General features: G+C 76.1%; 1 pseudogene. It reads right to left on the bottom strand.

The window, feature by feature from the left end:
- Positions 1–385 (bottom strand): annotated as a pseudogene (locus ADL01_RS23955) (peptidase); the annotation flags it as partial.

Below are 385 nucleotides of genomic sequence, written 5' to 3'. Positions count from 1 at the left end.
GGTCCAGGTCGCTGCCCGCGAGGTGCTCGTCGGCGCGGATCGCGACGCGGGCGAGGGTGGTGCCCTCGGGGACGGTGAGCTCCGTCTTCGCCGCGGAGGGCGGGAGGGTCGCCGGCGGGGGGCCGAAGTCGCGGTTGGTGCCGGTCAGGGTGCCCGTCTCGGTGGTGCCCGCCTGGAGGCCGCTCACCTTGGTGGTGAGAGTGCCCGTCCAGCCGGCCTTCGGGGCGAGGGTGAGCGAACCGGTCGCCTCCTCGCTGGTGACCGTGGCCGGCGCGGCGAACCGCGTGGCGCGCAGGGCGACGGTGCTGCGGACCCGGTGCCCGTCCTTGTCGCCGAGGGTCACCGAGCCGAAGGCCCAGTCGCCGTAGGCGGCGTTGGTGCGGGT

Origin of the sequence: Streptomyces sp. NRRL WC-3618 (assembly GCF_001280005.1) — a bacterium.
Lineage (GTDB): Bacteria > Actinomycetota > Actinomycetes > Streptomycetales > Streptomycetaceae > Streptomyces.
Note: the sequence above shows the minus strand (reverse complement) of the source record. Positions and strands in the feature narration are given on the sequence as shown.